At 59.0% G+C, this 26,894-nt stretch carries 26 protein-coding genes and 1 pseudogene; 19 read left to right on the top strand and 8 right to left on the bottom strand.

All coding sequences use genetic code 11. The annotated features are described in order from the left end of the window. Nucleotides 1-220: 220 nt before the first annotated feature. The 8 genes from mtnA (at nt 221) to rpsA (ending at nt 12,549) form a co-directional block, all read left to right on the top strand. Entirely contained in the window at nt 221-1,297 is a 1,077-nt protein-coding gene (mtnA, locus tag ACQKIK_RS19780; RefSeq protein ID WP_127839103.1) for an S-methyl-5-thioribose-1-phosphate isomerase, read from the top strand. A gap of 125 nt (nt 1,298-1,422) precedes the next feature. Then, the gene (gene gyrA, locus ACQKIK_RS19775) at nt 1,423-4,230 is read left to right on the top strand and encodes a DNA gyrase subunit A (protein WP_499137186.1); all 2,808 of its coding nucleotides are present in this window, start codon (nt 1,423-1,425) and stop codon (nt 4,228-4,230) included. A 139-nt stretch (nt 4,231-4,369) separates the two neighbouring features. Then, nucleotides 4,370-5,455, top strand: a complete 1,086-nt coding sequence (gene serC, locus ACQKIK_RS19770) for a 3-phosphoserine/phosphohydroxythreonine transaminase (RefSeq protein ID WP_499137185.1) — start codon at nt 4,370-4,372, stop codon at nt 5,453-5,455. After that, complete coding sequence (gene pheA, locus ACQKIK_RS19765) at nt 5,455-6,552, top strand: prephenate dehydratase (protein WP_499137184.1); 1,098 nt, start codon at nt 5,455-5,457, stop codon at nt 6,550-6,552. The genes serC and pheA overlap by 1 nt, the downstream gene beginning before the upstream one ends. Before the next feature lie 102 nt (nt 6,553-6,654). After that, entirely contained in the window at nt 6,655-7,764 is a 1,110-nt protein-coding gene (gene hisC / locus ACQKIK_RS19760) for a histidinol-phosphate transaminase (RefSeq protein ID WP_499137183.1), read from the top strand. Further along, on the top strand, nt 7,761-10,007 hold the full coding sequence (locus ACQKIK_RS19755; RefSeq protein WP_499137182.1) for a bifunctional prephenate dehydrogenase/3-phosphoshikimate 1-carboxyvinyltransferase: 2,247 nt from the start codon (nt 7,761-7,763) through the stop codon (nt 10,005-10,007). The genes hisC and ACQKIK_RS19755 overlap by 4 nt, the downstream gene beginning before the upstream one ends. Continuing rightward, complete coding sequence (gene cmk / locus ACQKIK_RS19750; RefSeq protein ID WP_045427849.1) at nt 10,004-10,690, top strand: (d)CMP kinase; 687 nt, start codon at nt 10,004-10,006, stop codon at nt 10,688-10,690. Before ACQKIK_RS19755 ends, cmk begins: the two co-directional genes overlap by 4 nt. Nucleotides 10,691-10,863: 173 nt before the next feature. Then, a complete protein-coding gene (gene rpsA / locus ACQKIK_RS19745; RefSeq protein ID WP_128121106.1) occupies nt 10,864-12,549 on the top strand; it encodes a 30S ribosomal protein S1 in 1,686 nt (561 codons plus the stop codon). Nucleotides 12,550-12,734: 185 nt separating this feature from the next. Here rpsA and ACQKIK_RS19740 read toward each other — a convergent pair whose 3' ends face one another. After that, nucleotides 12,735-13,178 carry a MarR family winged helix-turn-helix transcriptional regulator gene (locus tag ACQKIK_RS19740; RefSeq protein ID WP_045427844.1) on the bottom strand — a complete coding sequence of 148 codons (444 nt, stop codon included), beginning with the start codon at nt 13,176-13,178 and terminating at the stop codon, nt 12,735-12,737. 79 nt (nt 13,179-13,257) lie between these two features. Here ACQKIK_RS19740 and ACQKIK_RS19735 point away from each other — a divergent pair, with 79 nt between their 5' ends. Together ACQKIK_RS19735 and ACQKIK_RS19730 are read left to right on the top strand one after the other, a co-directional pair. Then, complete coding sequence (locus tag ACQKIK_RS19735) at nt 13,258-14,424, top strand: aminotransferase-like domain-containing protein (protein ID WP_499137181.1); 1,167 nt, start codon at nt 13,258-13,260, stop codon at nt 14,422-14,424. A 34-nt stretch (nt 14,425-14,458) separates the two neighbouring features. Next, nucleotides 14,459-15,064 (top strand): glutathione S-transferase family protein, encoded by a 606-nt coding sequence (locus ACQKIK_RS19730; RefSeq protein WP_045427839.1) that lies wholly within the window; start codon nt 14,459-14,461, stop codon nt 15,062-15,064. Nucleotides 15,065-15,153: 89 nt separating this feature from the next. Here the strand turns inward: ACQKIK_RS19730 and folE are convergent, their stop codons facing one another. The 4 genes from folE to ACQKIK_RS19710 form a co-directional block, all read right to left on the bottom strand. Continuing rightward, nucleotides 15,154-15,699 (bottom strand): GTP cyclohydrolase I FolE, encoded by a 546-nt coding sequence (folE, locus tag ACQKIK_RS19725; RefSeq protein WP_045427837.1) that lies wholly within the window; start codon nt 15,697-15,699, stop codon nt 15,154-15,156. 107 nt (nt 15,700-15,806) lie between these two features. Next, nucleotides 15,807-16,364, bottom strand: coding sequence for a Smr/MutS family protein (locus tag ACQKIK_RS19720; protein WP_499137180.1), 558 nt, complete (start codon nt 16,362-16,364; stop codon nt 15,807-15,809). Nucleotides 16,365-16,456: 92 nt separating this feature from the next. Then, nucleotides 16,457-16,774, bottom strand: a complete 318-nt coding sequence (locus ACQKIK_RS19715; RefSeq protein WP_127839110.1) for a hypothetical protein — start codon at nt 16,772-16,774, stop codon at nt 16,457-16,459. Between the two features lie 84 nt (nt 16,775-16,858). Next, nucleotides 16,859-17,452 (bottom strand): cysteine hydrolase family protein, encoded by a 594-nt coding sequence (locus ACQKIK_RS19710; protein WP_045427832.1) that lies wholly within the window; start codon nt 17,450-17,452, stop codon nt 16,859-16,861. A 188-nt stretch (nt 17,453-17,640) separates the two neighbouring features. Between ACQKIK_RS19710 and prmB the strand changes: the two genes are divergently transcribed. Next, entirely contained in the window at nt 17,641-18,561 is a 921-nt protein-coding gene (gene prmB / locus ACQKIK_RS19705; RefSeq protein ID WP_499137179.1) for a 50S ribosomal protein L3 N(5)-glutamine methyltransferase, read from the top strand. A 24-nt stretch (nt 18,562-18,585) separates the two neighbouring features. Here prmB and ACQKIK_RS19700 read toward each other — a convergent pair whose 3' ends face one another. Both ACQKIK_RS19700 and ACQKIK_RS19695 read right to left on the bottom strand, forming a co-directional pair. Then, nucleotides 18,586-19,374 (bottom strand): hypothetical protein, encoded by a 789-nt coding sequence (locus ACQKIK_RS19700; RefSeq protein ID WP_499137178.1) that lies wholly within the window; start codon nt 19,372-19,374, stop codon nt 18,586-18,588. Between the two features lie 64 nt (nt 19,375-19,438). After that, nucleotides 19,439-20,404, bottom strand: a complete 966-nt coding sequence (locus ACQKIK_RS19695) for an alpha/beta hydrolase family protein (RefSeq protein ID WP_499137177.1) — start codon at nt 20,402-20,404, stop codon at nt 19,439-19,441. Between the two features lie 155 nt (nt 20,405-20,559). Here ACQKIK_RS19695 and aroC point away from each other — a divergent pair, with 155 nt between their 5' ends. The 8 genes and pseudogenes from aroC (at nt 20,560) to ACQKIK_RS19655 (ending at nt 25,849) form a co-directional block, all read left to right on the top strand. Next, on the top strand, nt 20,560-21,651 hold the full coding sequence (gene aroC / locus ACQKIK_RS19690; RefSeq protein WP_499137176.1) for a chorismate synthase: 1,092 nt from the start codon (nt 20,560-20,562) through the stop codon (nt 21,649-21,651). A 90-nt stretch (nt 21,652-21,741) separates the two neighbouring features. Next, nucleotides 21,742-22,890 carry an MFS transporter gene (locus tag ACQKIK_RS19685; protein WP_499137175.1) on the top strand — a complete coding sequence of 383 codons (1,149 nt, stop codon included), beginning with the start codon at nt 21,742-21,744 and terminating at the stop codon, nt 22,888-22,890. Further along, nucleotides 22,887-23,507: a methylthioribulose 1-phosphate dehydratase gene (locus tag ACQKIK_RS19680; protein ID WP_499137174.1), complete on the top strand. Its 621-nt coding sequence runs from the start codon at nt 22,887-22,889 to the stop codon at nt 23,505-23,507. The genes ACQKIK_RS19685 and ACQKIK_RS19680 overlap by 4 nt, the downstream gene beginning before the upstream one ends. Before the next feature lie 76 nt (nt 23,508-23,583). Further along, on the top strand, nt 23,584-24,132 hold the full coding sequence (locus ACQKIK_RS19675; protein WP_499137173.1) for a 1,2-dihydroxy-3-keto-5-methylthiopentene dioxygenase: 549 nt from the start codon (nt 23,584-23,586) through the stop codon (nt 24,130-24,132). Next, the gene (gene mtnC, locus ACQKIK_RS19670) at nt 24,132-24,815 is read left to right on the top strand and encodes an acireductone synthase (RefSeq protein WP_499137172.1); all 684 of its coding nucleotides are present in this window, start codon (nt 24,132-24,134) and stop codon (nt 24,813-24,815) included. The genes ACQKIK_RS19675 and mtnC overlap by 1 nt, the downstream gene beginning before the upstream one ends. 73 nt (nt 24,816-24,888) lie before the next feature. Beyond that, entirely contained in the window at nt 24,889-25,098 is a 210-nt protein-coding gene (locus ACQKIK_RS19665; protein WP_045427813.1) for a PLD nuclease N-terminal domain-containing protein, read from the top strand. A 3-nt stretch (nt 25,099-25,101) separates the two neighbouring features. Next, complete coding sequence (locus tag ACQKIK_RS19660; RefSeq protein WP_499137171.1) at nt 25,102-25,293, top strand: PLDc N-terminal domain-containing protein; 192 nt, start codon at nt 25,102-25,104, stop codon at nt 25,291-25,293. A gap of 79 nt (nt 25,294-25,372) precedes the next feature. Next, a pseudogene (locus ACQKIK_RS19655) lies at nt 25,373-25,849 on the top strand (histidine phosphatase family protein). On the opposite strand, the gene ACQKIK_RS19650 reads toward ACQKIK_RS19655, so the two are convergent. Continuing rightward, the gene (locus tag ACQKIK_RS19650) at nt 25,806-26,738 is read right to left on the bottom strand and encodes a DNA-3-methyladenine glycosylase family protein (RefSeq protein WP_499137245.1); all 933 of its coding nucleotides are present in this window, start codon (nt 26,736-26,738) and stop codon (nt 25,806-25,808) included. The pseudogene ACQKIK_RS19655 and the gene ACQKIK_RS19650 sit on opposite strands and share 44 nt — an antisense overlap. Nucleotides 26,739-26,894: the final 156 nt, after the last annotated feature.

Below are 26,894 nucleotides of genomic sequence, written 5' to 3'. Positions count from 1 at the left end.
TGTCCGGTCAATGGCCGCTATCCGTCTTTGCTTGTGCTAGCAAAATCAGTCGATTAGGATTCGCGCCGGGTAAACGGTGCAAGGCGAGTACTCGGTTCGCCGTCCCAATCTATTGAAGCGAAGAAGCCCGGCCTGAAAGCGACCGGGCTTCTTTGTTTTTCGACCTTGATCCAGCGCTAGATCGCTCGTCCAGGTCGCTGCTAATCAAAAGAGGTATGCCATGCGCGAACGTTTGTTGGCCGCGGAAAAGGTAAAGGCCATCGAATGGCAGGGCGGACAGCTGCGTTTGCTTGACCAGCGCAAGCTGCCACTGGAAGAGCTGTGGCATACCTATGATTCTGCTGCGGCAGTCGCTACGGCGATCCGCGAGATGGTCGTGCGTGGCGCGCCCGCCATCGGCATCAGTGCTGCATACGGGCTGGCCATGGGGCTCAGAGCCCGACTCGCCGAAGGTGGGGACTGGCGCGCGGCACTCGAATCCGATTTCGAAATACTGGCTGCCTCGCGTCCGACCGCCGTCAATTTGTTCTGGGCGCTGAATCAAATGCGTGAGCGCCTCGACCGCTTGAAGCCTGGCGAGGATCCATTGACCGCTGCCGAGGCTCAGGCGGCGTCCATTCATGCCAGTGATCGTGAAGCCAATCTGACCATGGCGCAGTTCGGCGTCGACCTGATCCGCAAGCATCAGGGCAATCCGCAGAACCTGCTGACTCATTGCAATACCGGTGCGCTCGCGACCGGTGGCTTCGGTACTGCACTTGGCGTGATTCGTGGCGCGCATCTGGAAGGGCTTGTCGAGTGCGTCTACGCCGATGAAACCCGTCCCTGGCTGCAAGGCTCTCGGCTGACGGCCTGGGAGCTGGCCGGCGAGGGCGTGCCGGTCATGCTGAACGCTGACTCGGCGGCGGCGCACCTGATGAAGACGCGCGGCATCACCTGGGTCATTGTCGGTGCCGATCGGATCACCGCCAATGGTGACGTCGCCAACAAGATCGGGACCTATCAGCTTGCCGTGCTGGCCATGCACCATGGCGTACGGTTCATGGTGGTGGCGTCCAGTTCGACTATCGATATGGAGTTGGAGTCAGGTGATGACATTCCCATCGAGGAGCGCGCCGGCCATGAGCTGCTGGAAGTCAACGGTCAGCGGTTTGCGGCGGATGTCGACGTCTTTAATCCAGTGTTCGATGTCACCCCTGCCGACCTGATCGATGCCATCGTCACGGAGAAAGGCATCGTCGAACGGCCCAATGCAGCCAAGCTCGCCGCGCTGATGAGCCGAAAGCGGCTCCACTGAATTTGGCAATGCATATCCCGGACATATCTTCCAGGATGTGCATCCTGGAGCCTGTGGCTCCCCAGCTGTGATACCATTCCGCGCTTAATCGCAGGACCCTGCTGACTACAAGGAACCAGGCTTCCATGGGCGAACTGGCCAAAGAAATCCTCCCGGTCAATATCGAAGACGAACTCAAGCAGTCCTACCTCGACTACGCCATGAGCGTGATCGTCGGTCGTGCGCTGCCGGATGCGCGCGACGGATTGAAGCCTGTGCATCGCCGTGTGCTTTTTGCCATGAGCGAGCTGGGCAACGACTGGAACAAGCCGTACAAGAAATCCGCCCGTGTGGTCGGTGACGTGATCGGTAAATACCACCCCCACGGTGACTCGGCGGTTTACGACACCATCGTGCGGATGGCGCAGCCTTTCTCGCTGCGTTACATGCTGGTCGATGGCCAGGGCAACTTCGGTTCGGTGGACGGCGATAATGCTGCCGCCATGCGTTACACCGAAGTGCGGATGGCCAAGCTGGCACATGAACTGCTGGCGGACCTGGACAAGGAAACCGTCGACTGGGTGCCCAACTACGACGGCACCGAGCAGATCCCGGCAGTCATGCCGACCAAGATTCCGAACCTGCTGGTCAACGGTTCCAGCGGTATTGCCGTCGGTATGGCGACCAATATCCCGCCGCACAACCTCAGTGAAGTCATCGATGGTTGCCTGGCACTGATCGAAAACGCCGACATCACCATCGATGAACTCATGCAGTTCATCCCGGGGCCGGACTTCCCAACCGCAGGTATCATCAACGGTCGTGCCGGCATCGTCGAGGCCTACCGCACGGGTCGCGGGCGCATCTATATGCGTGCCCGCTCAATCATCGAAGACATCGACAAGGTTGGCGGCCGTCAGCAGATCGTCATCACCGAGTTGCCTTATCAGCTGAACAAGGCACGACTGATCGAGAAGATCGCCGAGCTGGTCAAGGAAAAGAAGCTCGAAGGCATCACCGAGCTACGCGACGAGTCCGACAAGGACGGCATGCGCGTGGTCATCGAACTGCGCCGTGGTGAGGTGCCTGAGGTCGTTCTTAACAACCTCTACGCCCAGACCCAGCTGCAGAGCGTGTTCGGCATCAACGTGGTGGCCCTCATCGACGGCCAGCCACGTACCTTGAACCTCAAGGAGCTGCTTGAAGCCTTCGTTCGCCATCGCCGCGAAGTCGTCACCCGTCGGACCGTTTACGAGCTGCGTAAAGCGCGTGAGCGTGGGCATATTCTCGAGGGGCAGGCTGTAGCGCTGTCCAACATCGATCCCGTGATTGCGCTGATCAAGGCCTCACCGACGCCAGCCGAAGCCAAGGAAGCGCTGATTGCCGAAGCCTGGGAGTCCAGTGCTGTCGAATCGATGGTCGAGCGCGCCGGTGCCGACTCCTGCCGCCCGGAAGGCCTCGATCCGCAGTACGGTCTACGCGACGGCAAGTACTACCTGTCACCAGAACAGGCGCAGGCCATTCTTGATCTGCGCTTGCATCGCCTGACTGGCCTTGAGCATGAAAAGCTGCTCAGCGAGTACCAGGAGATTCTGACTCAGATTGGCGAGCTGATCCGCATCCTGACCAACCCGGTACGTCTGATGGAGGTCATCCGCGAGGAGCTCGAAGGCGTCAAGCGGGACTTTGGCGACAAGCGCCGCACCGAGATCCTCGATGTGCGCCTGGACCTGACGCTGGCCGACCTGATCACCGAAGAAGAGCGTGTCGTCACTATCTCCCATGGTGGCTATGCCAAATCACAGCCGCTGGCTGCCTACCAGGCGCAGCGTCGCGGTGGTCGTGGCAAGGCCGCGACCGGGGTCAAGGAAGAGGACTACGTCGAGCATCTGCTGGTCGCCAACAGCCACACCACGCTGCTGCTGTTCTCCAGCAAGGGCAAGGTGTACTGGCTCAAGACCTATGAGATTCCTGAGGCGTCACGCACATCGCGCGGTCGTCCGCTGGTGAACTTGCTGCCGCTGACCGAGGGCGAGCATATAACCGCGATGCTGCAGGTCGATATCGAGGCGGTACGTCAGCAACAGCTGAACGGTGACGAGGATATCGAGGACGCCGAAATCATCAGCGAAAGCGATGATGTCGAAGAGGCAATCGAGGGCGACGAGAACGACGAGTCGGTCGATGAGCCGACGGGCACCTATATCTTCATGGCGACCGCCAAGGGCACTGTGAAGAAAACGCCTCTGTCCCAGTTCAGCCGTCCGCGCAGTGTGGGTCTCATCGCACTGGGCCTGGAGGAGGGTGACACTCTTATCGCAGCCGCTGTAACCGATGGTGCGCGTGAAGTGATGTTGTTCTCCGATGGCGGCAAGGTCATCCGTTTCAAGGAAAAGAACGTCCGCATGATGGGTCGTACCGCTCGTGGTGTACGTGGCATGCGCCTGCCAGAAGGGCAGCGCTTGATCTCCATGCTGATCCCCGAGCCGGACGCGCAGATACTGACTGCCAGCCTCAACGGCTACGGCAAGCGCACCACCCTTGCTGAGTTCCCGCGGCGTGGTCGTGGTGGCCAGGGCGTTATCGCCATGGTATCGAACGAGCGTAACGGGCCGCTGGTCGGTGCCGTTCAGGTGCAGCCAGGCGAGGAAATCATGTTGATTTCCGATCAGGGCACTCTGGTGCGTACCCGTGTCGACGAGGTGTCGTCACTGGGGCGTAATACGCAGGGTGTCACCTTGATCAAGTTGGGCAAGAATGAACACCTGGTCGGTCTTGAACGAGTACAAGAGCCCTCCGAGGAAGACGTCCTGGACGACATCGAGGCAGTAATCGATGAGGATGCGCTGGACAAGGAAATGCCGGTAATCAGCACTGAGCCAGGTGAAGATGATTTGCTAGGTGGCGGAGGTGACGTTCCGCCAGATGTAGTGCCCACCGACGACGAGGGCTAATCAAACGACGGCGTAGCCTCTTAGGCTCGCCGTCGTTTCGTTGTATGCCTCTCTGCAGTTAAGGAATAGCGAGCACCCATGCGGGCCCTCGGGTCCGCATGGAGCGAGCAAGGTATCGACCGTTTTTGAGAGAACGAAGATGAGCAAACGCGCGTTCAATTTCTGCGCTGGCCCGGCCGCGCTCCCTGAGGCCGTATTGCAACGCGCCCAGGCCGAACTCCTTGACTGGCAAGGTCGAGGCCTGTCGGTGATGGAGATGAGCCATCGCAGTGACGAGTACACGGCGATCGCCGAGAAGGCTGAGCAGGATCTACGCGACCTACTGAGCATTCCCTCGAACTACAAGGTGCTGTTCCTGCAGGGTGGCGCCAGCCAGCAGTTTGCTGAGATTCCGTTGAATTTGCTGCCAGAAGACGGCGTCGCCGATTACATCGATACCGGCATTTGGTCGCGCAAGAGCATCGAAGAAGCCAAGCGTTACGGCCACGTCAACGTAGCCGCGAGCGCCAAGCCATACGACTATTTCGCGATCCCCGGCCAGAATGAGTGGAAGCTCAGCGCTGATGCGGCATACCTGCATTACGCCAGTAACGAAACCATTGGCGGTTTGCAATTCGACTGGGTGCCTGAGGTCGGCGATTCCCCGCTTGTTGTCGATATGTCATCGGACATTCTTTCTCGCAAACTGGACGTATCCCGCTTCGGCCTGATCTATGCCGGCGCGCAAAAGAACATCGGCCCGTCGGGACTTGTGGTGGTTATCGTTCGGGAGGACTTGCTAGGTCGTGCGCGCTCAAGCTGTCCGACGATGCTCAACTACAAAGTCGCTGCCGATAACGGATCCATGTACAACACGCCTGCAACTTTTTCCTGGTATCTCTCGGGCCTGGTGTTTGAGTGGCTGAAGGAGCAGGGCGGCGTCGAGGCCATGGAGCAGCGCAACCGCGCCAAGAAGGATCTGCTCTACGGCGTTATCGATTCCAGCGATTTCTATTCGAATCCGATCGCCACCAACGCTCGCTCTTGGATGAACGTACCGTTCAGGCTCGCCGACGAGCAGCTGGACAAGACGTTCCTCGCCGGTGCCGATGCGCGCGGCCTGCTCAACCTCAAAGGTCACCGTTCGGTGGGCGGCATGCGTGCCTCCATCTATAACGCAGTCGGCCTGGATGCGGTCGAGGCACTGGTCGCCTACATGCGCGAGTTCGAGAAGGAGCACGGCTGATGAGCGATGTCGACCGGCTGAAGGCGCTGCGTGTACGCATCGACAGTCTCGACGAGAAGATTCTCGAGCTGATCAGCGAGCGGGCTCGCTGCGCTCAGGATGTGGCTCGGGTTAAGACCGCTGCGCTGGCAGAAGGTGAGGAGGCGGTGTTCTATCGCCCCGAGCGTGAAGCCTGGGTGCTCAAGCACATCATGGAGTTGAACAAGGGGCCGCTGGACAACGAGGAAATGGCGCGTTTGTTCCGCGAAATCATGTCGTCCTGTCTGGCGCTCGAGCAACCGCTGCGGGTCGCCTACCTCGGGCCGGAGGGCACCTTTTCTCAAGCCGCGGCGCTCAAGCATTTTGGTCAGGCTGTGATCAGCAAACCCATGGCCGCGATCGACGAAGTATTTCGGGAAGTGGTTGCCGGCGCGGTCAACTTTGGCGTAGTGCCGGTGGAGAACTCCACCGAGGGCGCGGTCAACCACACCCTCGACAGTTTTCTCGAACACGACATCGTCATCTGCGGCGAAGTCGAGCTGCGCATCCATCATCATTTGCTGGTTGGCGAAACGACTAAGACGGATCGCATCACCCGTATCTATTCCCACGCACAGTCGCTGGCGCAGTGTCGCAAATGGCTCGATGCGCACTACCCGAACGTCGAGCGCGTGGCGGTTTCCAGCAATGCCGACGCCGCCAAGCGGGTCAAAAGCGAGTGGAATTCCGCAGCCATAGCAGGTGACATGGCGGCTCAGTTGTACGGCCTGAGCAAGATTGCCGAGAAGATCGAGGACCGCCCGGACAACTCCACGCGTTTCCTTATCATCGGCAGTCAGGAAGTACCGCCTACCGGTGACGACAAGACCTCGATTATCGTCTCCATGCGTAACAAGCCGGGCGCGCTGCATGAGCTGTTGTTGCCATTCCACTCCAACGGCATCGATCTAACGCGAATCGAGACCCGACCTTCACGCAGCGGCAAATGGACTTATGTGTTTTTCATCGACTGCATCGGCCATCATCAGGATCCGTTGATCAAGGATGTCCTGGAGAAAATCGGCCGCGAAGCCGTGGCGCTGAAGGTGCTGGGGTCCTATCCGAAAGCGGTACTCTAAAAATGTAGCTGAAAGCCGGAGCAGAGCCGGAAGTCGAGAGCAACGCCGTTGCTACAGGCTTCAGGCTTCAGGTCCTAGCTTGCAGCTCCAGCGGAGCTGAATATGTCGTGTGATTTCCTTGCGCTGGCTCAGCCAGGCGTGCAGAAGCTTTCGCCCTATGTGCCCGGTAAGCCGGTCGACGAGCTGGCCAGAGAACTCGATCTCGACCCACAGACCATCGTCAAACTGGCCAGCAACGAAAACCCGCTGGGCCCCAGCCCGAGAGTCATCGAAGCGATCCGGGCGCAGCTCGGCGAGCTGACCCGCTATCCCGACGGTAACGGTTTCTTGCTTAAGCAGAAGCTGGCGCAGCGCTACGGCGTTGGCATCGAGCAGGTCACCCTCGGCAATGGCTCCAACGATATCCTCGAGCTGGTCGCTCGGGCCTATCTTGCACCGGGTCTCAATGCAGTCTTTAGCGAGCATGCGTTCGCGGTCTATCCCATCGCTACACAGGCGGTCGGCGCGCAGGCTAAGGCTGTTCCGGCCAAACAATGGGGACATGACCTGGATGCCATGCTGGTCGCTATCGATACGAACACTCGGGTCGTGTTCATCGCCAACCCCAATAATCCTACTGGTACCTGGTTCGGCGCTGAAGCGCTGGAGCGGTTCCTGGTTGCTGTGCCCGAGCACGTTCTGGTGGTCCTCGATGAAGCCTATATCGAGTACGCGGCTGACGGTGAATTGCCGGATGGCCTGGCGTTCCTGAGCACTCATCCGAATCTGCTGGTGTCTCGGACATTTTCCAAGGCGTACGGTTTGGCTGCGTTGCGTGTGGGTTATGCGATCAGTTCTTCGGTCATTGCCGATGTGCTGAATCGAGTGCGCCAGCCCTTCAATGTCAACAGCCTCGCGCTAGCGGCGGCTTGTGCCGCGCTTGATGATCAGGCTTATCTCATTGAGAGCCGGGCATGTAACTCCGCTGGCATGCGTCAGCTCGAAGCCGAGTTCAAGGCGATGGGGCTCGATTGGATCCCTTCGCGCGCAAATTTCATTGCCGTTGATTTTGGTCGCGATGCTGCCCCCATCAATCAATCCCTGCTGCGTGACGGTGTCATCGTGCGGCCGGTCGCTAGCTATGGGATGCCAACCTTTCTTCGGGTGTCCATTGGCACCGAAGCGGAGAATGCTCGCTTCCTCGAAGCGTTGCAAAAGGCGCTCGGGCATTGAGCCGAACGCATACGTTGGCGGCGGGCACGCCGAAGATTGGTCGCCTGGTCGTTGTCGGCCTGGGCCTGATTGGTGGTTCGTTCGCCAAAGGGCTGCGTGAAGGCGGGTGCTGCACCGAGGTCATCGGATTCGATCTGGATCCAAGATCTCGTGAGCTTGCCGTCGATCTTGGCGTGGTGGATCGCTGCGCTGACAGCCTTGAGGAAGCCTGCCGGGATGCGGACGTCATTCAGCTGGCCGTCCCGATCCTGGCCATGGAGCGCCTGTTGGCAGAACTCGCAACACTCGACCTTGGGAATGCCGTGCTGACCGACGTCGGTAGTGCCAAGGGCAACGTGGTGCGCTGTGCCAGGGAGCACTTCGGTCGGATGCCGCCGCGTTTCGTGCCTGGGCATCCGATAGCCGGCTCGGAACAGAGTGGCGTCACTGCTGCCCAAAGCCCGCTTTTCCGCCGACACAAAGTGATCCTGACGCCTTTGGAAGATACAGATCCGGCTGCACTGGCGCTTGTAGACGGGCTGTGGCGTGCGCTGGGCGCCGATGTCGAGCATATGGACGTTCGGCATCATGACGAAGTGCTGGCTGCTACCAGTCATCTGCCACATCTTCTGGCGTTTGGTCTGGTGGATTCGCTGGCAAAGCGCAACGAGAACCTGGAAATATTTCGCTACGCCGCGGGTGGATTTCGAGATTTCACGCGTATTGCGGGCAGCGATCCGGTGATGTGGCACGACATATTTCTCGCCAATCGCGAGGCGGTGCTCCATACCCTGGACGATTTTCGTACCGACCTCGACGCCCTGCGCGCCGCGGTCGATGAAGGAGACGGGCATACATTGTTGGGCGTGTTCACGCGCGCCAAGGCTGCCCGAGAACATTTCAGCAAAATACTGGCTCGCAGAGCCTATGTGGACGTTATGCATTCCAAAGATCTGATCTTCCTTGCCAATCCTGGCGGCAGCCTCAGCGGCCAACTTCGTGTGCCAGGCGACAAATCCATTTCCCATCGTTCGATCATGCTTGGCTCGCTTGCCGAAGGCACCACTGAGGTTGAAGGCTTTCTCGAGGGCGAGGATGCGCTTGCAACCATCCAGGCATTCCGCGACATGGGCGTGGTCATCGAGGGTCCGAATCAGGGGCGCGTGACGGTTCACGGTGTTGGCTTGCACGGCTTGAAGCCGCCGCCAGGACCGATCTACCTCGGTAATTCCGGCACCTCGATGCGCCTGCTGTCTGGTCTGCTGGCGGCGCAGCCATTCGACACGACGCTCACCGGTGACGCTTCGCTGTCCAAGCGCCCAATGAACCGTGTCGCCAAACCCTTACTCGAAATGGGTGCGGTGATCGAAACGGCCGCCGACGGCCGCCCGCCAATGACTATTCGCGGTGGTCAGAAGCTCTCTGGTATGCACTACGACATGCCGATGGCCAGTGCTCAGGTCAAATCCTGTCTGCTGCTCGCGGGCCTATATGCGGCCGACAAAACATCGGTCACGGAGCCTGCGCCGACACGAGACCACACCGAGCGGATGCTGCAAGGCTTCGGTTATCCGGTGCAGGTCGAGGGCAACACCGCTACGGTCGAATCTGGTCATACGCTGCGTTCGACTCAGATCGAAGTGCCTGCCGATATTTCGTCCTCGGCTTTCTTCATGGTTGCAGCCAGCATCGCGCCTGGCTCCGATATCACCCTTGAGCACGTAGGGGTCAATCCGACCCGTACTGGCGTCATCGACATTCTCCGGCTGATGGGCGCCAACATCGAGTTGAGCAACCTTCGCGAAGTGGGTGGTGAGCCGGTTGCGGATATCCGAGTGCGTGCTGCACAGCTCAAGGGGATCGATATTCCGGAAAACCTCGTGCCGTTGGCGATCGATGAATTCCCGGTGCTGTTCGTTGCGGCATCTTGCGCCGAAGGGCGAACCACGCTGCGCGGAGCTGAGGAGTTGCGAGTCAAGGAGTCTGATCGCATTCAGGTGATGGCCGATGGTCTGCAAGCGCTGGGCGTGAGTGCCACGCCTACAACGGATGGGATTATCATCGAAGGCAGTGGGGGCCTAGGCGGAGGCGAAGTCTGGGCGCACGGCGATCATCGTATCGCCATGTCCTTCAGCGTGGCCGCGCTTCGCGCCAGCGCGCCGATCCGAATTCACGACTGTGCCAACGTGGCCACTTCGTTCCCGAACTTCCTTGCACTGGCCGAGCGGGCTGGGATGCGGGTAGGTGTGGAGGGTAACTCATGATCAGGCAGGTCCCGGTCATCACCATCGACGGTCCGAGCGGTTCTGGAAAAGGCACGGTTGCGGCGTTGCTGGCGGCCAAGCTGGGGTGGAATTTTCTCGATTCCGGTGCGCTGTACCGTCTGCTTGCCTTCGCAGCGCGCAATCATGGGGTTGATCTGACCAATGAAGAGGCGCTGAAGCTATTGGCGGCCCATCTGGATGTCCAGTTCGGTGCTGCCAAAGGTGGCGAGGGGATGCAGATCATCCTCGAAGGCGAAGACGTTACTCAGGCGATTCGTAACGAACAAGTTGGCGCCGGCGCGTCACAGGTCGCTGCACTACCGGTCGTACGTGAGGCACTGCTGCAGCGTCAGAAAGCGTTTCGTGAACCACCTGGGCTTGTTGCAGATGGTCGAGACATGGGCACGGTGGTGTTTCCGGACGCGCCGTTGAAGATTTACCTCACGGCCAGTGCAGAAGAACGGGCCAGGCGTCGTTACCTTCAGTTGAATAGCAAAGGTGATGATGTTAATCTCGCGAGTCTTCTCGATGAGATACGGGCGCGTGACGAGCGCGATACCCAACGTGACGTGGCGCCGCTCAGGCCAGCAGATGATGCGGTGCAGCTGGATTCCACAGATCTTTCCATCGAGCAGGTGTTAGGACAGATTCTGAGTGAAGTCGCCAATCGCGATTTCGCCTGAAGAGCGACCGCCGAGAGGTGGCCTGACGGTTTCTCGATAACGAGAGCTGTTAACAAGGAGGCATGTGGGAGACCAGATCTAGTCCCGCACGCCTTTTTTTATATGAATGAACCCACTTCTATCTGGGATGTGGAGATTGGGCGGATCCTCGTCCGAAAACAGCAGGAATAAACATGAGCGAAAGCTTTGCAGAACTTTTTGAAGAAAGCCTAAAAACCCTCGACATGCAGCCGGGTGCGATCATCACCGGCATCGTGGTCGACATCGACGGTGACTGGGTCACTGTTCATGCCGGTCTGAAGTCTGAGGGCGTCATCCCGGTCGAGCAGTTCTACAACGAGCAGGGCGAGCTGACCATCAGCGTGGGTGACGAAGTTCACGTTGCGCTGGACGCGGTTGAAGATGGCTTCGGTGAAACCAAGCTGTCCCGCGAAAAAGCCAAGCGTGCTGAGTGCTGGATTGTTCTGGAAGCGGCTTTCGCAGCTGAGGAAGTGGTCAAGGGCGTTATCAACGGTAAGGTTAAGGGCGGCTTCACTGTCGACGTTAACGGCATCCGTGCGTTCCTGCCAGGTTCCCTGGTTGATGTCCGTCCAGTGCGTGATACCACTCACCTGGAAGGCAAGGAACTCGAATTCAAGGTCATCAAGCTCGACCAGAAGCGCAACAACGTTGTCGTTTCCCGTCGTAGCGTCCTGGAAGCCGAAAACAGCGCCGAGCGTGAAGCTCTGCTGGAATCGCTGCAGGAAGGCCAGCAGGTCAAAGGTATCGTCAAGAACCTCACAGATTACGGCGCGTTCGTCGATCTGGGCGGCGTGGACGGTCTGCTGCACATTACCGACATGGCCTGGAAGCGCATCAAGCATCCGTCGGAAATCGTCAATGTTGGCGATGAGATCGACGTCAAGGTGCTGAAGTTCGACCGCGAGCGTAACCGTGTTTCCCTGGGTCTGAAGCAGCTGGGTGAAGACCCATGGGTTGCTATCAAGGCTCGTTACCCAGAGAACACCCGCGTTGTGGCCCGTGTTACCAACCTGACTGACTACGGCTGCTTCGCTGAGCTGGAAGAAGGCGTTGAAGGTCTGGTACACGTTTCCGAAATGGATTGGACCAACAAGAACATCCACCCGTCGAAGGTCGTACAGGTCGGCGACGAAGTGGAAGTCATGGTGCTGGACATCGACGAAGAGCGTCGTCGTATCTCCCTGGGCATCAAGCAGTGCAAGTCCAACCCATGGGAAGACTTCTCTGGCCAGTTCAACAAGGGCGACCGCATCTCCGGCACCATCAAGTCGATCACCGATTTCGGTATCTTCATTGGTCTGGACGGCGGCATCGACGGTCTGGTTCACCTCTCCGACATTTCCTGGAACGAAGCTGGCGAAGAAGCCGTGCGTCGCTTCAAGAAGGGCGACGAGCTGGACACCGTCATCCTGTCGGTTGATCCGGAGCGCGAGCGCATCTCCCTGGGCATCAAGCAGCTGGAAGACGATCCGTTCTCCAACTACGCCGCCGTCAATGACAAGGGCAGCATCGTTCGCGGCATCGTGAAAGAAGTTGACGCCAAAGGCGCCATCATCGATCTGGGCAACGATATCGAAGCCACACTGAAAGCCTCTGAAATCAGCCGTGACCGCGTTGAAGATGCGCGTAACGTCCTGAAAGAAGGCGAAGAAGTCGAAGCCAAGATCATCAGCATCGACCGTAAGAGCCGCGTCATCAGCCTGTCCATCAAGTCGAAAGACGTTGAGGACGAGAAGGACGCGATGAAGGAACTGCGTACCAAGCAGGACGTAGAGCCAACTGCCGGTCCGACCACCATTGGTGATCTGATCCGCGCGCAGATGGAAAACCAGAACTAAGTTCTGCGATCCATTAAAAAAGGGCGACTTCGGTCGCCCTTTTTTGTGTCTGTCCCGTCCTGATCAAGAGTTACATATTCGCCTTGACCTTAGTTAACCCGTCCTGAGGAAGGTGTAGGGCTTCGATCTATTATGGATCTCCAGTAGCAAAGCGGCCACCAGTCGAGGTCGAGCTTTTCAATTTTTCAAGTTCGTACCGTGCCGGTTGCCAATGCCTGGTTAACCGCCAGCCAGCCATTCACCGCTTCTTCGCCAGCATGCTGGAAGGCCCGTTCGAGAAGACGCACCTGTTCTCGTCGCAATGCCTGCTCTAGCTTTGCACCCTCGGCAGTGAAGCGCAGCATGCGCTTGCGCTTGTCTTCATCGGCCGTCCTGCTCTCCACCAGATGCATCTCAATCAGCTGACGCAATGGCGTATTCAAGGCCTGCTTACTGACCCCCAGGTAGCTGAGTAGCTCTTTAACGCTGAGGTCGGGGTAGCTTGCGATAAAAAACAGGATTCTATGATGCACTCGGGACAGTCCGCGTCGGGCAAGCATCTCGTCCGGCTTGGCTGTAAACGCCTGATAGCCTAGGAAGAAGCTCTCCATGATCTGGCGCTGAACAGTGCTTTTTTTTAGGTCAGGCATATTGACGTATTCACAGTTGAGGGCGTAATTTGAGTCAAGTAGTTTGACTCATTTTTCTTATTCCTGCATCTGGTGCCCCATGGTCTTCTCCGAACGCATTGACCGCCTGAAAAGCTCGCTGATCCGTGAAATTCTTGCCGCTGCACAGCGTCCTGAGGTGATGTCTTTCGCTGGTGGACTGCCTGCTGAATCCATGCTGCCGAAGGTCGACTGGGCGCCCATGCCGGCGAGCCTGGGTCAGTACGGGATGAGCGAAGGGGAGCCCGCACTGCGCGAGGCCATCGCGGAGGAAGCCCGAGCAATCGGTGTTTCTTGCTCGGCCAGTCAAGTGCTGATCGTCAGCGGTTCCCAGCAGACCCTGGACCTCGCATCCAAGCTGTTCATCGATCGGGGCACCGAGGTGCTGCTCGAGGCGCCGACTTATCTAGCCGCCCTGCAGGCTTTTCAATTGTTCGGCGCCGACTGTCTGGCGGTGCCGCAGGAGTCCGATGGGCCATCGCTGGTCGCGCTGCGTCGGCGGCTGGAACAGCACAAGCCGGCCTTTGCTTACCTTATCCCAACGTTCCAGAATCCCTCGGCGGTCCGTTATAGCGAGGAAAAGCGTGATGCGGTAGCCGCGCTGCTTGACGAGTTCGGCGTGACCCTGATCGAAGATGAACCCTACCGCGAACTGGTATTCGACGAAGGGCGTGCTCACCCAATCGTTAGCCGCTTGCGCAACGCAAGCTGGATCTACACCGGGACAGTTTCCAAGACCCTGCTTCCAGGGCTACGTGTCGGGTATCTGATCGCAACACCGGACCTGTTCCCTTATCTGTTACGTCTGAAACAGTCAGCCGACCTACATACCAATCGCGTTGGTCAGTGGCAGGCGCTTCAGTGGCTCGGAAGCGAGCAGTATCGGTTGCATCTGGGTGAGCTGCGCAGTTTCTACCGCCTGCGCCGTGATGCGATGCAGGCTGCGTTGGATGATCATTTCGCCGACCTCGCCGATTGGCAGGTGCCGCAGGGGGGGCTGTTCTTCTGGCTGCAGCTGAAACAACCGATTGACACCCGAACGCTGCTTGATTCCGCGTTGGCGCAGGATGTGGTGTTCATGCCTGGCGAGCCGTTCTTTGTCGACCCCGAGCAAAATCTCGGTTATCTGCGGCTCAACTTCAGTCATGTCGCGCCAGAGCGTCTTGATGAGGGTATTCGCCGCCTAGCGAGTGTGATTCGCGAGGCGCTGGTGGTCGAAGCGGCATAATTCAGATGCGGTGGATGCACCGCTGGAGGGCAAAATGACATACAAGGTGTACGGCGACTATCGGTCCGGTAATTGCTACAAGGTGAAGCTGATGCTGCACTTGCTGGGGCGATCGTATGAGTGGGTTCCGGTGGATATCCTGCGCGGTGAAAGCCGTGAGGCAGCATTTCTGAAAAAGAATCCCAACGGCAAGATACCGGTGCTCGAGCTGGAAGACGGTAGCTGCCTGTGGGAATCGAACGCAATCCTCAACTTCCTCGCTGAAGGAAGTGAATTCCTGCCGGCCGATGCCCGGTTGCGGACCCAGGTTCTGCAGTGGCAGTTCTTCGAGCAATACAGCCATGAACCCTTCATCGCTGTGGCGCGGTTCATCAAGGTTTATCTGGGCTTGCCGGACGATCGCCTTGATGAATATGCAGCCAAGCAACTGGACGGTTATCACGCGCTTGATGTCATGGAGCAGCAGCTGCTACGCACGCCCTATCTGGTTGGCGAGCACTACTCGATCGCTGATGTTGCGCTCTACGCCTATACCCACGTGGCTGGGGAGGGCGGTTTCAGCCTGGCGCGGTACCCGGCCATCAGTGCCTGGCTGCAGCGTGTGGCCAGTCATCCGCGCCATGTCGGCATGTTCGATTGAAAGGAAGCGCGTAGCCGCTAGCTTTTTGAATGGTCAGCCATAAACTGACAGGCTTGGTCTGCAAAGGCTTAGCGGCTAATAGCTGAACCTTATTTGACCAGGCCGAGAAATTCACTACGGGTGGCGGCATTTTCGCGGAATTGGCCGAGCATGACCGAGGTGACCATCGATGAGTTCTGTTTCTCGACGCCGCGCATCATCATGCACATGTGCTGCGCTTCGATCACGACTGCGACACCCCATGCCCCCGTAACCTGCTGAATCGCTTCTGCAATCTCGCGGGTGAGGTTTTCCTGGATCTGCAGTCGGCGGGCATACATATCAACAATGCGAGCGACTTTCGACAGGCCGAGCACCTTGCCGTTGGGCAAATAAGCGACATGCGCCTTGCCGATGAAGGGCAGCATGTGGTGTTCGCACAACGAATAGAGCTCGATGTTCTTGACCAGTACCATTTCGCTGTTATCGGAGCTGAACAGCGCGCCGTTCGTGACGTCCTCGAGCGTCTGCTGGTAACCCTTGCACAGGTACTGCATGGCTTTAGCGGCGCGCTTGGGCGTATCGAGCAGGCCCTCGCGGTTGACGTCCTCGCCGAGTTGGCCAAGGATCGCTGTGTAATGTGTTTCCAGGGACATGTGACTACCTGTCAGGCTTGCAAAAAAGCGCGAGTGCGAAGGTTAGGGGGTCGACGGCTGGGCTGCAAGCATGCGTCGCGCTGACCGGCTTGATTGCGGCGCTTGGATTATTCGTCGCGGCCTTCGAGCATGGTCCGTTTGAGGATTACATATACCCCGCCGGTGCCGCCATGTCTTGGTAGGCAAGAGGTGAAGCCCAATACCTGGGCGTGCTGGCGTAACCAGGTATTGACATGGCTTTTGATCAAGGGGCGCTTACCGTCTTTTCTTGCGGCCTTGCCATGCGTCACACGCACGCAGCGAATCTCGAATTTGCACGCTTCGGCGAGAAAGTCCCAGAGCAGCACGCGGGCTTTCTCAACGCTCAGCCCATGCAGGTCCAGGCTGCCCTCGAATGGAATTTGACCGGCTTTCAGTTTGCGCATCTGGCTGTCCTGGACACCGTCGCGCACCCAGTACAGTTCATCTTCAGCCGCAACATCAATTACGAACTGATCGGAAAGCCCATCGATCCTGGTATCGCCGTCGCTGATCGAGGCATTGGCACGTAGAGTGGCTATCTGTGCTTTGTTGCTGCGTGGTTTACCAATTTCAGCCCGTTCGTGTTCGATAGGCTTGACGCCACGCACAGCTGATCTGAACAGGGAAAAATCATCTTCTTGCATGAGGCCTCCGCTTAAGTCGGCCATTTTATCTCAAAGCTTTTGTCCAGGGCTGACTTCCCCCTCGAATGCCATGCTGGGCAAGCGCGGACAGACTAACGGCGTTTTTTCAGGCGTGGCGAAAGACTCAACCCGCTCGGTGTATGCATGCGGCGGCGCACACGACGCCGCACGAATGCGCCAAGCAGCAATAGGATCAGACCCAAGGTCAATAGCGTCACCGCGGCTTCCTTGTCCAGAGGCATGCTGGCCAGGGCTCCGATACCGCTAAACAGTGACGCAACACCGGTGCCAATGAAGAGCGCGCCCGCGACGATCAGCAGCAGACCAAGTGCTGCGCCAAGGCGTGAGCCCCAGCTGCGATGTTGGCGAGGGCGGAGACGGCGAGCATCGAATCCATCGGTTCGTTTCATTCCGGTTAGCTCCTCGGGAGCGGCTATCAGGCCGTTGGAAAGCGTAGACGAGGCAGGCTAGACGCTTTTCGGTGCGGTTGCGCCTTATGCCAGTGCTTCGGCATCAGTCACGCAAACAGCGAAGTTATCGGCGAGAATGGTCATTTCCATGCGATGCACCTCTGCCGCGGCGATCGCGCCGTCTCCCATCGGCAGGTCACGTGTGGCGCAGGCCTTGTCAACCAGTGTACAGCGGTAGCCATAGTCCTTTGCCGCGCGGACCGTGGTGCTCACGCTCGAGTGAGTCATGAATCCGCAAACAATGAGGTCGAGGCGGCCATGCTGCTGCAGCAGCTCGTGTAGTTTTGTGCCGGCGAACGCATTAGGCAGTGTCTTGCCGATCACGGTTTCGCCTGGAAGCGGTGCCGCTTCCGGCATGATCTGGCCACGTAATCCTTGAGGGTCGAACAGCCCGCCTGGGATGCCCAGGTGATGAACATGCACGATGGGTGCGCCAGCCGCGCGGGCGGCGGCCAGCAGCTTGCTGATCTGCTCCAGCGACGAATCCAGATTTGGTAATGCCAGCGTTCCCGTCCGGTATTCTTCCTGAACGTCAATGATGACAAGGGTCGCGTTGGCCAAAGTCGCCGGTGCATAACTGCGGCCACTGAGCTGAAGCATGGTCTGTGGCTTGGACATGACTGACTCCTTGTTCTGAGAGGGGCATGATTGTGGCGCCAGTAGCGCGAGATGTGAACAGCCAATAGGCGATGATTTGGTCATATATATCGGCGTTATGGGCGTTATGCCATCACGCGGAGCCTCAAAGTTCGCGAAACGAGCTGGGCCATCAGCTAGACTTTCGCCCTTTTTAAAGGAGATGCCCTGTGACTGCTTCGTCTTCCCGTTTGCGCACCTTGCGTGACCATATTCGCTGGGCTGTCAGCCGCTTCCACGCCGAACAGTTGTTCTTCGGCCACGGCACGGACAACGCTTGGGATGAAGCTCGCCAGTTGGTGCTTGGTGCCTTGCACTTGCCGTGGGAGATGGCCGACAGCTACCTCGATTGTCGGCTGGAAGACGATGAGCGTGAGCACCTACAGGGTTTGCTGCGCCGCCGAATCGAGCAACGCGTGCCAACCGCCTATCTGCTCGGGCAGGCCTGGTTTTGCGGGCTTCCGTTCATCGTTAACGACCACGTACTGATTCCGCGCTCGCCGATTGGCCAATTGATCGAGCGTCGCTTCGAGCCATGGCTGGCGAAGGAGCCCGCTCGGATTCTCGACCTGTGTACCGGTTCCGGTTGCATCGGCATTGCCTGCGCCTATGAATTCCTCGATGCAGAGGTGCTGCTGGCCGACTTGTCTTTCGAAGCGCTGGAAGTCGCCAACCGCAACATTGAACAGCATGGCCTGGACGATCGGGTTTACACCGTACAGGGCGATGGGTTCGATGGGTTGCCCAAGCAGCGCTTCGACCTCATTGTCTCCAATCCACCCTATGTGGACGCTGAAGATTTCGCCGATATGCCTGCCGAGTTTCAGCATGAGCCCGCACTGGGTTTAGCCTGTGGTGACGACGGGTTGAATCTGGTGCGAAGAATACTGGCGGAGGCGGCCGATCACCTGACCGAGACCGGCACCCTGGTCGTCGAAGTCGGCAACAGTCAGGTGCATGTCGAAGCGCTTTATCCGGAAGTCGACTTTACCTGGCTCGAGTTCACGGACGGCGGGCATGGTGTTTTTCTGCTCGCGGCCAGTCAGTGCCGGGATCATCAGGCGCTGTTTCGTGAACGGCTTGTGCGGTAGGCGAGGTCGAACGGCCCGGGAGCGTCAGCGGGTTGCGATCCAGATCAGTAGCCCGGCCTGAAACAGGGCGAAGACGATCAGGCAGGCAATGGTGAATCGGAGGGTGCCATCCTCCCGGCGAAGCTTGCTCAAGCGTTCGTGGATATCGCGAATTTGATTTTCCTGCTCGAGCAGATTGCGATCCGCCTGCTCGAGCATCGCCGCGGCCTCTTGCAGTTCGATTATTTGCACCTTTTCGATATTCCAATCAGGCCGCAACGCACTGACACGACTTGCACTGTAGGTCGCCTTGAGCTGCTGGGGCTCGGCATACAGCACATCGAAACCCTGGCTGAGCAGGCAATGATCGCGCCGCAAGCGTGTGTCCTCGCCGGTTATATCTTTGACCGGCAACGCGCCGCCTTCGACCAGATAATGTGCCCAGCGCTTCTGAGCCCAGGCTGCCCCCTGCGCAAGCAGGAAGCGTCCAAGGCCACGGTTTGCCGGTTCTATATGCAGACCAGAGTCTGGGCCGAAGCGCACTTCTTTGGCTCGGTGGTCGGCCCAGATTTCCAACAGATTGTGCTGTTTAGACAGCACTTGTCCTGGTATCCGTATGAAGAGCTTCAAAAGGCTCTGCTGAGGCGTATGTCGCTCGACCTGGGCCAACTCCACGAACCGTAGCGGGCGCGCCCCGGTGTCTCGGTCAGTGGGCAATGGCGACAGGCGAAGCAGTCGGAAGCGATCCGGGACGAGTTCGACCCAGGGGTGCGGCTGGGGCACAGCGGGCGTCAGGGCCTCGTTGTCGTTAGGTGCTGTTGTGCTGTCTGTCATCTCGGCGTCCATGGGCCTGTGCGGGTCGTTGCGGCAGGCAAGGAGCGTATCGGCCGATAGCGGGCTAACTGGAGGCTGGCAATATGCCGTGCTCGGACAAGAATCGGCTGATCTGTTCCGTCAGTTCATGAGCGATAGGCAATTCGGGGCTGTTATAGGATGCCATTTGTCCGGCGCGCTCCGGCGGCGTAATGCGCAATACGTGCCCCATCCCTGATATCAGGGCCAACTCCGCGTCGGCTCTGGCTCGCTTCAGGGCCTGGGCATCTTCGCGCCCGACCTGAATGTCATGAGTGCCCTGGATTATTAACGCCGGTGCTTTGGTGCCCGCAAATGCATTGGTTGGGTCCTGGCGGAACAGCGAGACGAGATAAGGCTGTACGCTCGGGCGGAACAGAATCCGCAATGGGTCGGGCACCTGATCATGGATTCTTCCTGCCTTGAGCTCATCGATCAGGTAGTACGCGGTTGCCAGCAGCGGCGGCGACAAGCGGCCCTGGAGTTGCTCGCGCAGCAGCGTGTCGATGGGGCGACCGCTGCCTGCAAGGCTGATCAGTGCAGCGGGTTTAACGGTAGGCTCAGCCAGGCTGGCAATCAATGCACCTTCGCTGTGGCCGACCAGCACGACCGCCGAAAATCGCGGATCGGCTTGCAACAGGCGCGTCCAGGCTACTGCATCGGCCACGTAATCCTTCACATCCAGTTGGCTTTCGTCAGGTGCCAGCGCGCGGCTCTGGCCGACGCCGCGCTTGTCATAACGCACGCTGGCGATGCCGCGCTTGGCCAATGCCTGTGCCAGCCGCTTGAGACTATCGTTGTGGCCCAATGGATTGTTGCCGTCGCGGTCGGTCGGGCCTGAGCCGGCTATCAACAACGCGACTGGCAGGGTGGTATCCGACTTCGGAAGCAGCAGGCTGCCATGAAGATGCCCGACCGGCACCTGCACGGTCATCCTCTGATTCAGCAACGTCTGGGCTTGGACTAAGGGAGCGAGCATGGTGAGCAACGTGAACACTAAAAGGAAACGCATGGGCAGCAATAAACCATTGGCGAAGCGGGGCGGATACAGAGCGAGCTGACGGTTGGGCGGGTTGGCAGTATGCGCCACCGCTGTAGGCAGCGAAACCGGTGGCGGCTCGGGTATACTTCCGCCCCCCTCTTTAGGTCGATCGCGGAGCGCCCTGCATGTCCGGCAATACTTACGGCAAGCTGTTCACCGTTACCACGGCTGGCGAAAGCCATGGTCCGGCATTGGTCGCGATCGTCGACGGCTGTCCGCCGGGCCTGGAGCTGAGCGCCGCTGACCTGCAGCGCGACCTCGATCGACGCAAGCCTGGCACCAGCCGGCACACCACCCAGCGCCAGGAAGCGGATGAGGTTGAAATCCTTTCCGGCGTATTCGAAGGCCGTACGACCGGCTGCCCCATTGGTTTGCTGATCCGTAACACGGACCAGAAATCCAAGGACTATTCGGCAATCAAGGACCAGTTCCGTCCCGCTCATGCCGACTACAGCTATCACCACAAGTACGGTCTGCGTGACTACCGCGGCGGTGGTCGCAGCTCAGCCCGCGAAACCGCCATGCGCGTCGCTGCCGGCGCCATCGCCAAGAAATACCTGGCAACGTTGGGCATCCAGGTGCGCGGCTACATGAGCCAGCTGGGGCCGATCGAAATTCCATTCAAGACCTGGGAAAGCGTTGAGCAGAACGCATTTTTCAGTCCGGACCCGGACAAGGTGCCGGAGCTGGAAGCGTATATGGATCAGTTGCGTCGTGATCAGGATTCGGTTGGTGCCAAAATCAGTGTCGTCGCCGAAGGCGTACCTCCAGGGCTTGGCGAGCCGATTTTTGACCGTCTCGATGCTGAACTGGCCCATGCCCTGATGAGCATCAATGCGGTGAAGGGCGTTGAAATCGGTGCCGGCTTCGCCAGCGTCGCCCAGCGTGGCACCGAGCACCGTGACGAGATGACGCCGGACGGGTTCCTTTTCAACAATGCAGGTGGTGTTCTGGGCGGCGTATCGTCCGGCCAACCGATCATCGCGCATCTGGCGCTCAAGCCGACCTCCAGTATCACCACGCCGGGCCGCTCGATCGACGTCGACGGCAATCCCGTGGATGTCATCACCAAAGGTCGTCACGACCCCTGCGTGGGTATCCGTGCGACGCCCATCGCTGAAGCGATGATGGCCATCGTTTTGCTGGATCATCTACTGCGCCATCGGGGGCAGAATGCCGATGTGCTGGTGGGTACGCCGGTGTTGGGGCAGCTCTAAGCCTGCGGCTGGGAGCCTGAAGCCGGAAATCGAGCAAACCGCTCGTTCCTGCCTCTAGTCGCTTTGCTTCCAGCTACTGGCTTTTCGCTTATGGCAGCTTTGATTCCCTACTGGCGCCTGTCCGGTTTCTACTTTTTCTACTTTGCGCTGCTCGGTTCGGCGGCGCCGTTTCTCGGCCTCTATTTCGACCATCTTGGCTATACTGCCGAGCGCATTGGCGAGCTGGTGGCCATTTCCATGCTGATGCGCTGCCTGGCACCGAACCTGTGGGGTTGGCTGGGCGATGTTACAGGCCGGCGTCTGACGATTGTTCGTATTGGTGCAGTCTGTACGCTGATTTCGTTCAGTTTGATCTTCTACAGTAAAAGTTACGCCTGGCTGGCATTGGTGATGGCGCTGCATGCGTTCTTCTGGCATGCGGTGTTACCGCAGTTCGAGGTCATCACCCTGGCGCACCTGCACGAACAAGCGTCTCGCTATAGTCAGGTTCGCCTATGGGGCAGCATCGGTTTCATCGCGGCGGTGGTGGGACTTGGGGCGCTGTTCGAGCATCTGAGTCTCGACATTTATCCGGTGGCGGTGCTGACAGTCATGGTCGGGATCGTGATCAGCAGTGTATGGGTGCCCAACGCGGCGCCGGCGGAGCGTCCTGAGCCGGAGGGGCAGGGTGGTTTTTTTCGTCAGCTATGCCGTCCGGGTGTATTGGCATTCTTCGTGTGTGTCGGTCTGATGCAAGTCAGTCATGGCCCGTACTACACCTTTTTCACCATTCATCTCGAAACGCTCGGCTATGGCCGTGGCACCATCGGCCTGCTTTGGGCGCTCGGGGTAGTAGCGGAAATCCTGATCTTCCTGGTGATGGCTTCGCTGCTGGCGCGCTTTTCGTTGCGCCAGGTTCTTGCCGCTAGCTTTCTACTAGCCGCGCTACGCTGGTTGCTACTGGGTACGCTGGCCGATCATTTGGGCGTGCTGTTGATTGCGCAACTGATGCACGCGGCCACGTTCGGCAGCTTTCACGCAGCGGCGATTCATTTCGTCCAGCGCAGCTTCGGCCACCGCCAGCAAGGGCAGGGGCAGGCGCTCTATGCGACCCTTGCAGGGGTTGGCGGAGCGTTGGGTGCGCTTTACTCCGGCTACAGCTGGGCCAGTCTCGGCCCTTTATGGACGTTCGCCATCGCCAGCCTGGCCTCGCTGGTCGCAGCCGTTATCATCGCTATCCCAAGCAGGAACTCGGCATGACTGCTATCCGTGACGACCTGGCGCAGGCCATTATCGAAGCTGGCCAGTTTCTCTATAGCAAAGGTTGGTCGCCGGCCACCAGCAGCAACTATTCGGCTCGCCTGACGAGTGCTGAAGTGCTACTGACGGCCTCCGGCAAGCACAAGGGACAACTGACGGCGGATGATCTGCTGGCTGTGGATATCAATGGTCTTAGCCTGGAGGTGGGCAAGAATCCTTCCGCCGAGACCCTGCTGCACACTCAGTTGTACCGCTGGAAGTCCGAGATCGGCGCGGTGCTGCACACCCACTCGGTCAATGCGACGGTCCTCTCGCGCATATGCCACAGTGATTCGCTGGTGTTGGTCGATTACGAGCTGCAGAAGGCGTTCAGTGGGGTTTCATCGCATGAATCGCAAGTGCTGGTACCCGTGTTTGAAAACGACCAGGATATCCGGCGACTCGCCGCGCGGGTTCAGCCTTGGCTGAACGAACACCCTGATTGCGTCGGCTACCTGATACGTGGGCATGGACTCTACACCTGGGGCGGCCACATGAAGGATGCACTGCGCCAGATCGAGGCGTTCGAGTTCCTTTTCGAGTGCGAGCTGAAGCTGCGGATGCTGCAAAGCCTGTAGCGGGAACACTTTGCCGCGCCACCTTGCCGGCATTATTACAACCCCGGGGCAGCTATCCCGGTCGGAGACATACAGTATGAGCATTCTCAGCGTTTATCAGGACACTGCGCCCGAGCAGCCACTCAAAGTGCTCACTCATATAGAAGACATTGCCGCCACGCTGGCCGACGTCGGTGTGCGCCTGGAACGCTGGGAAGCGAGCGCGCCCATTCGCGCTGGCGCAAGTTCAGAGGAGGCGATTGCCGCCTACCGTCCGCAGATCGATCGACTGATGAGCGAACGCGGTTACGTCACGGTCGACGTCATCAGCTTGACCCGCGACCATCCACAGAAGGCAGAGCTTCGCGCCAAGTTTCTTGAAGAACACCAGCACGCCGAGGACGAGGTGCGTTTTTTCGTTGTCGGCCGCGGGTTGTTCACGCTACATATCGAGGACAGGGTGTATGCCGTGCTGTGCGAAAAGAACGACCTGATCTCGGTGCCTGCCGGAACCCGGCATTGGTTCGATATGGGTGAGGACCCTCACTTCGTTGCCATTCGCCTGTTCAACAATCCAGAAGGCTGGGTCGCGCAATTCACCGGGGCAGATATCGCCGGCCGTTTCCCTCGCCTGGAAGATTTCTGATGCCGGTCAAAGCCATCCTTACCGATATCGAAGGCACCACCAGCGCAGTGAGTTTTGTCTTCGACGTACTGTTTCCTTATGCCCGCGAACACTTGCCCGATTTCGTGCGCAACCGTGCGACAGAGCCGGCGGTGGCGGAACAGATCGAGGCGGTACGCGGTGAGAGCGGTGAGCTGGATGCGAATATCGAGCGCATTGTCGAGATTCTGCTGGGTTGGATGGCCGATGATCGAAAGGCTACGCCCCTAAAGACACTTCAGGGCATGGTCTGGGCCGATGGCTACCGCGCTGGACAGCTCAAGGGACACGTCTATGCGGATGCGGTGAACAGCCTGCGTCGTTGGCATGATCAGGGCTACGCGCTCTACGTCTATTCCTCCGGGTCGGTACAGGCACAGAAGCTGATTTTCGGGTGCGCTGAGGTGGGCGACCTGACACCGTTGTTTTCCGGCTATTTCGATACCGGTAGCGGGCATAAGCGCGAGCTAGATTCCTACGTGCGAATTGCCGGGTCGATCGGCTTGCCACCCGACGAGATTCTCTTTCTTTCCGATGTCGTGGAAGAGCTGGACGCCGCGCAACAGGCGGGCATGCACACCTGCGGCCTGGTGCGCGAGGGTGGCGAGCTGGCTGGTCATCCGGCCGTCGCCAGCTTCGACGCGATTGATCCGCGCCGTTACTGAGCTGATCGCATACTGAACCCTCAAACCAGCCAGGCATCCTAATTACGAACTCACCGTAATTTGGAGTCTTGTCATGACCGATGCCTTCGGCGGTATTTTTGGCCTGCTTATCCTGGCACTGGATATCTGGGCAATCATCAGTGTGGTGCGTAGCGACAGCAGCACTGGCAAAAAGGCTCTCTGGGTATTGCTGATCGTCATCCTGCCGGTGTTGGGCCTGATCATCTGGGGCATCATGGGGCCGCGTGGCAATCGGCCAGATGAGCGCAACCTGAGGCCCTAACGCGTGGAAGCCTGGAGCGCACTGCTGGCCTTGATCGTGCTGGTGGCCGATATTGTGGCCATCGTGCAAATCTGGCGAAGTCGGATCGAGGTTGGTCGCAAGACCATCTGGAGCCTTGTCGTCGTGCTGTTGCCGGTGGTCGGGCTAATCATGTGGTTTGTTGCCGCTGGACATTTCGCCAAGGTCAGGTTGTGAATTGCGCATAGCGATTCTGGTAGCGTTGCTGCTTTCAACCGTCAGCGCCTGGGCTGGTGAAGAGGAGGCTTGGGCGGCAATGCGTGAGGGGCGCGCTGTATTGCTCATGCGTCACGCTTCTGCTCCCGGAACAGGCGATCCGCCGGGCTTCGTGCTGGAGGACTGCACGACTCAACGTAATCTTGACGAAGCCGGACGATTGCAGGCACAGCGATGGGGCGCGTTGCTCCGCAAGAAGGGTATTGATGAGCCGAGACTGCTCAGCAGTCGCTGATGCCGGGCCTTGGAAACGGCGGAGCTGCTGGGGCTTGCTCCGGTAGAACCTTTGCCAATGCTGGACTCGTTCTTTGTCCAGGCCGACAGGAAAAGCCAGCAGACCGAAGCTTTGCGAGAATTCCTCGGCACATTGCCAGCGACACCCCCCGTCGTGCTCATCAGTCATCAAGTCAACATCACCGCATTAACTGGGATATTTCCACGGTCCGGAGAGGCTTTGATCTTGGCGTTGCCCCTCAAGGACCGACCGCAGGTGCTGGCGAGGATTTCCCCGCCTTAGCCTGCAATGAGGAAATCCCGTAGTTATCCCAGATGTACACGGCAGCGTAGGCTCGCCAGGGGCGCCACGTTTGTGATCGGGCAAGTAACTCCCGCGTAGTGAGGCCGTTGCGGCCCCATAACGGAGCCTTCAGCAGCCCTAGGTCGGCGGCTGGAAAGGCATCTGCCTCGCCGAAGCCTCGTAACGCTATGTACTCGGCAGTCCATGGGCCAATGCCAGGAAGCTCGCAAAGACGCCGGACCAGTGCGTCCGAACCATCATCGGTATGCAACTCAAGCGCGCCGTTAGCTACAGAGGCGGACAATCGTTGCAGTGCTGCCACCCGCTTGCCGGGCATACCAATGCTGTCCAGTGCCGCGCTGGCTAGAGTTTCTGGGCGGGGAAACAGCTTGGTTAAGCTATCCGTTCTGCTTGCGGACAGGCAAAGCCATTGTTCCCCAAGCCGTTCGACCAGCCGCCGCGTAATGGTTACCGCCGCCTTCACGCTGACCTGCTGGCCTACGATCGCCCGCACGGCTTGCTCGAACGGATCGAAGGCGCTCGGCAAGCGCAGCCCTGGAGTGGCAGCGACCAGAGGTCCGATGTGAGGGTCTGCAGCAAAATGCCGAGCTATGACTGTCGGATCGGTGTCGAGGTCGAACATCTTCCTAACACGCATCACCAACGCCACGGTGTGTTCGGCTAGTGAATCGCTGAGGGTCAATTCAAGAGCGGGATGTGTGGCGAGCGGCTGCACACTGATCCATCCGACATCGTCACCGACACGTACGGTACGGGAGTAGCGCTCGGGCTCCAGCGCCTCGAGGCCAGGTAGCAAGCGCAGCGCAAAATGCTGGTGGAACTGGGGCCAGCTCCATGGGGCAACGTAAGGAAGGTCGATTGCGATCATCGGTAGACGATAGCCAGCGCTGATGGCGTTGTCTTCACCAAACGGGCTTTGGGAGCGGATGGTTCCTCCTGTCATAAGACCAAAGTAGAATGCTGCTCTTTGTCAGCTGGACAGCCTTCGGGCCTGTCTGTTACGCCATCCATCAGGGAGACACCC

The sequence above is a fragment of the Pseudomonas sp. NPDC047961 genome (assembly GCF_050272435.1).
Lineage (GTDB): Bacteria > Pseudomonadota > Gammaproteobacteria > Pseudomonadales > Pseudomonadaceae > Stutzerimonas.
Note: the sequence above shows the minus strand (reverse complement) of the source record. Positions and strands in the feature narration are given on the sequence as shown.